This is a genomic window from Pseudomonas proteolytica (assembly GCF_007858275.1).
GTDB lineage: Bacteria > Pseudomonadota > Gammaproteobacteria > Pseudomonadales > Pseudomonadaceae > Aquipseudomonas > Aquipseudomonas proteolytica.
In genome coordinates, this window is the sequence record NZ_VFEV01000034.1 from 64,940 (window position 1) to 72,974 (window position 8,035).

At 55.7% G+C, this 8,035-nt stretch carries 9 protein-coding genes; 3 read left to right on the forward strand and 6 right to left on the reverse strand.

Annotated elements, in window-relative coordinates; genetic code table 11:
* Nucleotides 1-414: 414 nt before the first annotated feature.
* The 3 genes from FIV38_RS22005 to FIV38_RS22015 all read left to right on the forward strand — a co-directional run bounded on the left by FIV38_RS22005 (nucleotide 415) and on the right by FIV38_RS22015 (nucleotide 2,085).
* Nucleotides 415-714 carry a metal-sensing transcriptional repressor gene (locus tag FIV38_RS22005; RefSeq protein WP_069557030.1) on the forward strand — a complete coding sequence of 100 codons (300 nt, stop codon included), beginning with the start codon at nucleotides 415-417 and terminating at the stop codon, nucleotides 712-714.
* Between the two features lie 7 nt (nucleotides 715-721).
* On the forward strand, nucleotides 722-1,858 hold the full coding sequence (locus FIV38_RS22010) for a nickel/cobalt efflux protein RcnA (protein ID WP_092238490.1): 1,137 nt from the start codon (nucleotides 722-724) through the stop codon (nucleotides 1,856-1,858).
* A gap of 134 nt (nucleotides 1,859-1,992) precedes the next feature.
* The gene (locus FIV38_RS22015; RefSeq protein WP_249043018.1) at nucleotides 1,993-2,085 is read left to right on the forward strand and encodes a YHYH domain-containing protein; all 93 of its coding nucleotides are present in this window, start codon (nucleotides 1,993-1,995) and stop codon (nucleotides 2,083-2,085) included.
* 48 nt (nucleotides 2,086-2,133) lie between these two features.
* Here the strand turns inward: FIV38_RS22015 and FIV38_RS22020 are convergent, their stop codons facing one another.
* From FIV38_RS22020 to FIV38_RS22045, 6 genes are all read right to left on the reverse strand, one after another.
* Complete coding sequence (locus FIV38_RS22020; protein WP_092238487.1) at nucleotides 2,134-2,586, reverse strand: chromate resistance protein ChrB domain-containing protein; 453 nt, start codon at nucleotides 2,584-2,586, stop codon at nucleotides 2,134-2,136.
* An 83-nt stretch (nucleotides 2,587-2,669) separates the two neighbouring features.
* Complete coding sequence (chrA, locus tag FIV38_RS22025; protein WP_092238484.1) at nucleotides 2,670-4,028, reverse strand: chromate efflux transporter; 1,359 nt, start codon at nucleotides 4,026-4,028, stop codon at nucleotides 2,670-2,672.
* A complete protein-coding gene (locus FIV38_RS22030; RefSeq protein ID WP_092238481.1) occupies nucleotides 4,021-4,965 on the reverse strand; it encodes a chromate resistance protein ChrB domain-containing protein in 945 nt (314 codons plus the stop codon). Before FIV38_RS22030 ends, chrA begins: the two co-directional genes overlap by 8 nt.
* A gap of 326 nt (nucleotides 4,966-5,291) precedes the next feature.
* Nucleotides 5,292-6,647 carry an NAD(P)-binding domain-containing protein gene (locus tag FIV38_RS22035; protein ID WP_092238478.1) on the reverse strand — a complete coding sequence of 452 codons (1,356 nt, stop codon included), beginning with the start codon at nucleotides 6,645-6,647 and terminating at the stop codon, nucleotides 5,292-5,294.
* Nucleotides 6,648-6,658: 11 nt separating this feature from the next.
* Nucleotides 6,659-7,162 carry an arsinothricin resistance N-acetyltransferase ArsN1 family A gene (locus tag FIV38_RS22040; protein ID WP_092238475.1) on the reverse strand — a complete coding sequence of 168 codons (504 nt, stop codon included), beginning with the start codon at nucleotides 7,160-7,162 and terminating at the stop codon, nucleotides 6,659-6,661.
* 64 nt (nucleotides 7,163-7,226) lie between these two features.
* Nucleotides 7,227-7,724: a MarR family winged helix-turn-helix transcriptional regulator gene (locus FIV38_RS22045; RefSeq protein WP_092238472.1), complete on the reverse strand. Its 498-nt coding sequence runs from the start codon at nucleotides 7,722-7,724 to the stop codon at nucleotides 7,227-7,229.
* Nucleotides 7,725-8,035: the final 311 nt, after the last annotated feature.

Sequence of the window (8,035 nt, forward strand, 5' to 3'; positions counted from 1 at the left end):
CGGGGAACGGAATAGCGTGGCGCATCGACCTGCATAGAGAGCTTTGGCTGAGTGGCCAAACTCAACGCGGAGGTCAACTGTGGCGTTTCGTGCTGATGATCAGGGGTCAACGGCGAGTGATAGTGATCCGAGCAGCTCGCACACGACATCTCGGCTTGCTCTTCATGGGAGTGATGGGCGTCTTGCGCAATCTCCCAGGCAGGCGGTTTCGACGTTACCGACAACGTATAGGTATGCCCGGCCCAGGCCACAAACATGGCGAGAGCAAGCGCGATTACCACCGTTGTTGTCAGTGTTCTGCTGAACATAGCGTTCGGATTTCAACTCGTTTTGTAGGGATTCGATGCGTTTGACCATATCCCCCTAGGGGGGATAGGATGCCAGCGTAATTCAATGAGGCCTGAGGCTCAAGTCATGAGTGAGCACGAACACGAACACAGCCATCCCCACACCCACCAAAGTCACGAGGCGATCATCAAGCGTCTCAAGCGGGCAGACGGCCATTTACGCGGCATCATCACCATGATCGAAGAGGGTCGTCAGTGCGTGGACATCGCCCAGCAGCTACACGCTGTTGAAAAAGCGGTGTGCCAAGCCAAGCGCACGCTCATTCAGGATCACATCGATCACTGCCTGGAGGACACCGTCTCGGCCTTGAACAATGGCGAGCGCGCACCATTGGAAGCGTTCAAACAAATTACCAAGTACCTCTAGGTCTGACATGCCCAACTTCGCTGAACTGCTGCAACAAGGTGGGGCTCACGCCTGGCTGTATTTTCCGAGCGCTATTCTGCTCGGTGCCTTGCATGGTCTGGAACCGGGCCATTCAAAAACCATGATGGCGGCCTTCATCGTGGCCATCCGCGGCTCAGTAAAACAGGCCGTTTTGTTGGGCTTGGCCGCGACGCTGTCGCACACCGCTGTAGTGTGGCTGGTCGCCATCGGCGGCATGTACCTGGGCCAAGGTCTGGATGCCGAGACCACAGAGCCGTACTTCCAACTCGCGTCCTCCGCCCTGATCATCGTGATTGCGCTTTGGATGCTGTGGCGTACCTGGCGCGGTGAGCAGATGTTCAAGTTCGAGCAAGGTGATGATCACCACCACGGCGCGCATGACCATGGTCACCATGATGAAACCCACCGAATCGATACCGGCCATGGCCGTGTCGAACTGTCGATCTTCGAAGAAGGCATGCCACCGCACTGGCGCCTGAAAACACTGACCGGACACGCCTGGGCTGCCTCGGATATTCGCCTGATGACGACTCGTCCGGACGGCAGCACGCAATCATTCTCTTTCGTCGAGCGCGAAGGCTTCCTGGAGTCGGCAGTCGATATTCCCGAGCCTCATGAGTTCAGTGCTCGCTTGAGTCTTGGGCATTCGGGCCACTCCCATGATTATGACCTGGAGTACCAGGAACATGATCACGGGCATGCGCATTCCGAACTGGAAGGTCTGGAGTTGTCGATTGACGGCTATCAGGATGCGCATGAACGTGCGCATGCCAACGATATCCGTAAACGCTTCACCAACCGTGAGGTCACTACTGCCCAGATCGTCATGTTCGGTCTGACTGGGGGGCTGATTCCGTGCCCTGCTGCGATTACCGTCCTGCTGCTGTGCCTTCAGGTTAAAGAAGTTGCTCTTGGGGGCATGCTCGTCCTGTGCTTCAGCATCGGCTTGGCGATCACCTTGGTGGCTGTGGGTGCTGCTGCGGCCATTGGCGCTAGACAGGCTTCCAACCGTTGGCCATGGCTGGGCACCGTTGCTCGTCGTGCACCTTACCTGTCCAGCGCGCTGATCATTGGAGTTGGCCTTTACGTGGGCACCCATGGTTGGATAGGCCTAAATGCATAATGCGATAGTCGAGTATTAAATAGAGGCAACTGGCCATACCATGCTTAGGATGAGAGAACTCACCCTAAAAACAACATGAGCATGGAGTTAGCCTGATGAAACTATTTGCCCTTCTGATCGCCGCCGTCCTTTCGATGACGTCCGTGGCTGCTTACGCGCATAGCGGTGGCACTGATGCAAAAGGTTGCCATCGCAACCACAAAACGAATGACTACCACTGCCACTAATGTAAAAAAGCCCAGCTCTAGTCTGGGCTTCTGCACAAACGGGCCTCTTCACATCTGCGGAGGCCAGTTATGCGATTCACCTTGGCACTCCTTGCACCAGGCATAGAGTGCGTCATACATAATCAGACCGTGCGTCAGCATTTCATGGTCGTTTGTAAAGCACTGCGATAGCCCCAACGAGATGGCGTACAACCCAGCTGATTGCGGCGTCAGATCCAGGCGAGAGGTGTCTGCCCCGCGTACGATTTTGGCCAGATGCTGCAAGGCGGGCTCACTGAGCTGGTACTTCTTCAGAAACGCGTCGAAGCTGCACAACTCGCCCTCATGCGTAAACTCAACGCCGGGAATGTCGTAGGGGGCTGCGTCTTTCTCCGCTGCAATCCGCAGCACATCACCGCTAGGCACATATAAAAACTCAGCCTGTGGATCGATAAAGCGAGTGATCAGCCAGGGGCAGGCGATGCGGTCGATCTTGGGTCGTTCACGGGTAATCCACCTCATGGAACACCTCCTGCCTAGCTCAGTAGGCTGGGTGATCTGGCAGACCCAGTGCCCGCCAGAGACAGTTAATCAATTCGTGCTCTCTAGCGCAGCAGATGCACCGCCAAGCCGACGAGCGCGCAAGCCATCAGCACCTGAATGACGCCCCGCTTGAAGCGGAACAAGGCAATCGCCGCGGCAATGGCGATCAGTGCAGAGGGCCAGTCGAGGGTGCCGCTGAAGCCCTTTGGCCACAGCACGTGATAGCCGAAGAAGCACGCCAGATTGAGGATCACTCCAACCACCGCTGCTGTAATAGCGGTCAGCGGTGCAGTGAACTTGAGTTCGTTATGGGTCGACTCCACCAGCGGGCCGCCAGCGAGGATGAACAGGAACGAAGGCAGGAAGGTGAACCAGGTCACCAGAGAGGCTGCGACGGCTCCAGCCAGAAACACCTGATCGGCACCGAACACTTGCGAGACATAGGCTCCGACAAAACCGACAAAGGCTACCACCATAATCAGCGGTCCCGGGGTGGTTTCCCCTAGAGCCAACCCGTCGATCATCTGTGTCGGGGTCAGCCAACCGTAGTGACCGACCGCGCCCTGGTAAACATACGGGAGCACAGCGTAGGCCCCGCCGAAAGTCAGCAACGCGGCCTTGGTAAAGAACCAGCCCATCTGGGTCAAGGTACCTTCCCAGCCAAAGAGTGCGGTCAAGATCCCCATCGGCAATGCCCATAACGCGGCGCCGATTAGTGCGAGCGATGCCAAATTCAACCAGTTAAACCGGGCATGCTCCGGGGATGGGGTGTCGTCATCGATCAAGGCCGGGCCGAAGGACTTTTTGGCGGTGCTGTGGCCCCCGACTCTGAATTTCTCAGGCGCCAGACGCCCTCCGACATACCCGATTAACGCGGCCCCCAAGACGATCAGCGGGAAAGGGATATTGAACGCGAAGATCGCGGTAAATGACGCCGCCGCTATCGCCCACAGCCAATTATTCTTCAATGCCCGTGAGCCGATCCGATGGGCTGCCTGCACCACGATGGCGGTCACGGCGGGCTTGATCCCATAGAAGAGTCCGGCTACCACCGGCACTTCGCCGAAGGCGATATACATCCATGACAGAGCGATCAGGATGAACAGCGAGGGCAGCACAAACAATGCCCCTGCAATTACTCCGCCCCAGGTTCGATGCATCAGCCAACCGATGTAGGTCGCCAACTGCTGAGCCTCTGGCCCTGGCAGCAACATGCAGTAGTTGAGCGCATGCAGGAAGCGTCGTTCCGAGATCCAGCGCCGCCGTTCTACCAGCTCCTGGTGCATGATCGAAATCTGCCCTGCTGGCCCGCCGAAACTGATGAAGCCGAGCTTCAGCCAGAACCAGAACGCCTCACGCAAACTGATCGGCTCAGGCCTCGCCAAATCCTCGTCAACTCCCAATGCGGAAACCTTACTCATGGGGTTGTTCCTCTTTCACAAACCCGGCGAGCAAGCCGTCGAAGATGGCACTGGCAGTTGCCAGCAGATGGTCGTCGTGGGTAATGGTTTCGCGCAGTCCTGCCAGCACGCGCTCGATGCCGGCAGCCTCCACCGGCTGAATGCCGCCGATATCGAGGTAGTGGACTAGCGCGGCAATGCGGTTTAGGCCGGGCTCTTGAAGTTCAAAGCTGGCTTGCAAGGTTTCGAAGGTCACGCGATTGCCGACATGACTGAAGGTCGCCCCATCGAAATCAAAACCCAAGGCATCTGCTGGACAGTCTGTTGGGCTGTTGAGCCAGAGGATCTTGGCTTGGGGGTCGATGAAGCGCCGAATCAACCAGGCACAAGCCAGACGGTCAACCCACGGACGCTTACGGGTTGCCCAAACACGACCCTTATAGTCGCCACGGTTCAGTGCCGTTATAAGCTGGTATCGGCTATGGGGTTCATCCGCAGATAACGCTCTGCTGACGGCCGTCTCAAGCTCCTGCAAGACTGAGTCAATCTGCTGCTTCGGCTTACCTGGGAAGTAATCGATGTTGGTCAGCTGATCGTAGGTTTTACGCAGTTTGCGAACTTGTTTGGTGGTGGCCAATGCGTTTTCGGGATTGAGTTGTCCACGGCACTCTTCGATCTCTACGCGTAGCTTGCTGTAATCATCGCTACGGTCGAATAGCTCGATAAAGCGTTCACTATCCGGATCGACCACAGGCAGGATGTAAGCAGTGCCGTTGATGGACAGGATGTCGCGCTCAACAGCTACCAGAGCTTCACGACAGACACCGATATCAGGCAACAGATAGGCACCATCGCGCAAAACTGCTGCGCCTGATGCTTTCAAAGCACGCCAGGCTCGCATGCGCTCGGTGGCGTTAGCGGTGGGTAAACCGAGAATCAATGCCAGCCAATTATTCATGTAGATATTACTAATTATTTTGTAGTTACTGCTACATTATACTTGATCCGAGATCTTGAAAAGCCGTCCTTAATAATTAGAATTTTTTGGCGAGGTTAGCTAGATGCACGGGGATTTGCGCGAGCAGCGGTGAACGGCTGTTTTTGCCGATCATGATCACGAAAGGTGCTGGTCAATCCGATGCAATCGTTATCAGATGCAACGCAATGACTGGTCAGCTCGAATGCATACGGGCGGACGTATCTCGCACGATCTGAGCACGCTGAAGAAATAAACACGTGGACCTACTCACCCCGTCGCAGGGGGCAAGTCTTGGTTGATGTGCACTAGCCTTTGCAGCAACTTGGCGAGCTACGTGGTGCATCATCAGAAGTCGCCCCTCCATTGCCGCAATAAGACGTCCGACTTGCCGAAACCTTCAAGCGATCATCGATTTCATCGAAGTCCGAGTTGCATACGCCGGTCTCCGGGAGAACCAGCTCAACCCTCTTGGCCGCATCCCAATCACCCGCCAATGCGGCGACGACAGACCGCACCTGCTCATACCCCGTCATCAACAAGAACGTAGGCGCCCGACCATAGCTCTTCATCCCCACAATGAACAAACCTTCTTCAGGATGGGCAAGTTCTATCGCGCCATGAGGTCTGACCGTACCGCAGCTGTGCTCGTTGGGATCGATCATTGGAGCGAGCAACACTGCGCTTTGAGTTGCGGGATCAAGTGCGACACGCAACTCGGCGAGCAGGCTCATGTCAGGTCGGAATCCGGTCGCCACAATGATTTGGTCCACAGGTGGAAGTATCTGGTCTCCCGCCTTCACAACCAACCCTTGGCCATTGCCTACAACCTGATCGATAGCGACGTTTTTGAACAGCTCGATTACGCCGTCATTCAGTAATTGGCGAATCTTCAGGCCGAGCTTTCCGCGCTCTTCCAATTGATCATTCGCACCACCACCCAGAATGCGCTCAAGAGAATTACCCCGGATCGCCCAGAGCACTTTGGTTTGCGGTGCCTCCTGAATCAGACGCACCAGATCCTGTAGGGCGTTAAACGCGGAGTGACCACCACCCACCACCAGCACTCTTTTGTTGGCATAGCGATTCCGCGCACGACCCAGCACCTCCGGAATGCCGTACGCAATGTGCGCTGCATGCTCGATCTCGCCCAAGGCTGGGATGCCATGGGCGCCCATCCAGTTTGGTGTCAGGTAGGTGCCCGAGGCATCAATGACAGCACTGGCAAGCACATCCTGTTCACCCGCTGGCGCTGCGACACGCAGTAAAAAAGGAGCTGCCGATCTGCCCTGGGTCTTCATCACATCGTGACCGGCGCGAGTGACTGCTAGAACACGGGTATTGAGCTGCAAGCGACGCTTGATATGTTCGAGGTCCGCGAGAGGTCGAACAAACCGGTCCAGCAGTTCACCACCCGTTGGATACTCGTTCTCCGGTGGTGGAGTCCAACCATCGGCCAGCAGAAGATTGGCCCCCTCCTTGTCCACATTGAACTGCCACGAAGAGAACATCTTCACATGCGCCCATTCTTCAATGCTGGACCCCACTTTCGGGCCAGCCTCCAGAATCAGCGGAATGAGACCTCTGGCCAGCAGGTGAGCGGCTGCGGCGAGGCCCACTGGGCCTGCACCGATTATGGCGACGGGAAGGTGAGTGTTATCCATGATCGACTCCTTCAGGTTGGCTGATTGTTCGCGAACAGGCGCTCGACAATCGCGCAGTCGAGCCAACGTCCTTCTAGGCAGGCGTGTTTTTCATACACCCCCACTTGGCGGAAACCGCAGGCTTCGCACAATGCGAGGCTGGAGTGATTGAAGGTAAAAATGCGTGAAAGGACTTTCCAGAATCCGCGAGCTTCGGCTTCTTTCAGCAGTGCCTGAAGTAACTGCTTACCGAGCCCCTGGCCGCGAACACTGCGATCTAGGTAAATGGAAAAATCCGCAATGCCGTCGTAACAGGCACGAGCGCGATAACTACTGAGTCCTGCCCATCCAACAACCTGATCCGTCTCATCGACCATGACCAACACTGGATAGCGCTCCATGGAGTTGATGCGATCAAGCATGTCTGCCGGGCTTCGAGGAGTCGTTTCAAACGTAGAGCTACGCTCCTCGATCCCCTGGTTGTAGATGGCGGCTATTGAAACAGTGTCTTTAGTTTCAGCTAAACGAACTCGCATTGTTGGAGCACCATTACGTTGGTAGTAACAACATTATTGGCAAAAAAAGGGAAGTTCTTCCCTTTCATTCCTTGCTCTTCACGGCTGGGCAGCACTCATTCACGAGCCCGCAGCGAATCTCCGTGGCCCGCGTGATCTGCCTGAGCAAACTCAGCGCTCCCTGTCTGGCTTCAGCTGACAGGTTCTCGATCATCGCTCGCTCCTCTGCAATCAGGTCAGCTCTGATTTTCTCGTATAGCTCACGCCCAGCATCCGTTGCCTGGATTCGCACCGCACGCCGATCTTCATCATCCTCAACACGTGACACATACCCCTTGCGTTCCAGGGTATCGATCACGCGACTCGCCGTGCTCTTGTCCAAGAACATTTCTTCGGCCAAAACCTGAAGGCGCAGTGCGCCCCTTTTGACCAGCGTCTCGACGGCATAGCATTGGGTGACCGATACGTCGTAACAGCAAATCCGATCACGATCACGGAACTGATGGACGCGAACCAACTGATTCAACGCTTCGTACAGGTCCTCGGAATCCTGAGTCAACTGATCGTTTTTACGCTTCGTCATAACCGTCACAAATTAGTTGTTAGCTGCAACAATAATCCTAGTATCCCGAAAGCGTCAACACCGATCTCTCGGTTGACGATAACCAAAGGAAGGCGCTAGCTTGTTGTTACTGACAACAAAAAAATGAGCACGTCGGTCATGACACTTCCAGAACAGATCCATCCCCCGATCAATCGCTCCAGACTGTTGGCGCTGATTTAAAACTGACCCACCCTGCCGATTGAAAATTGACCCAGGACGGATTGCTGATTTTTGCCCCAGCAATTGTGGATAAGCTTAGCAGCAGTGTTCCGATTCAAGACCATCAAGCC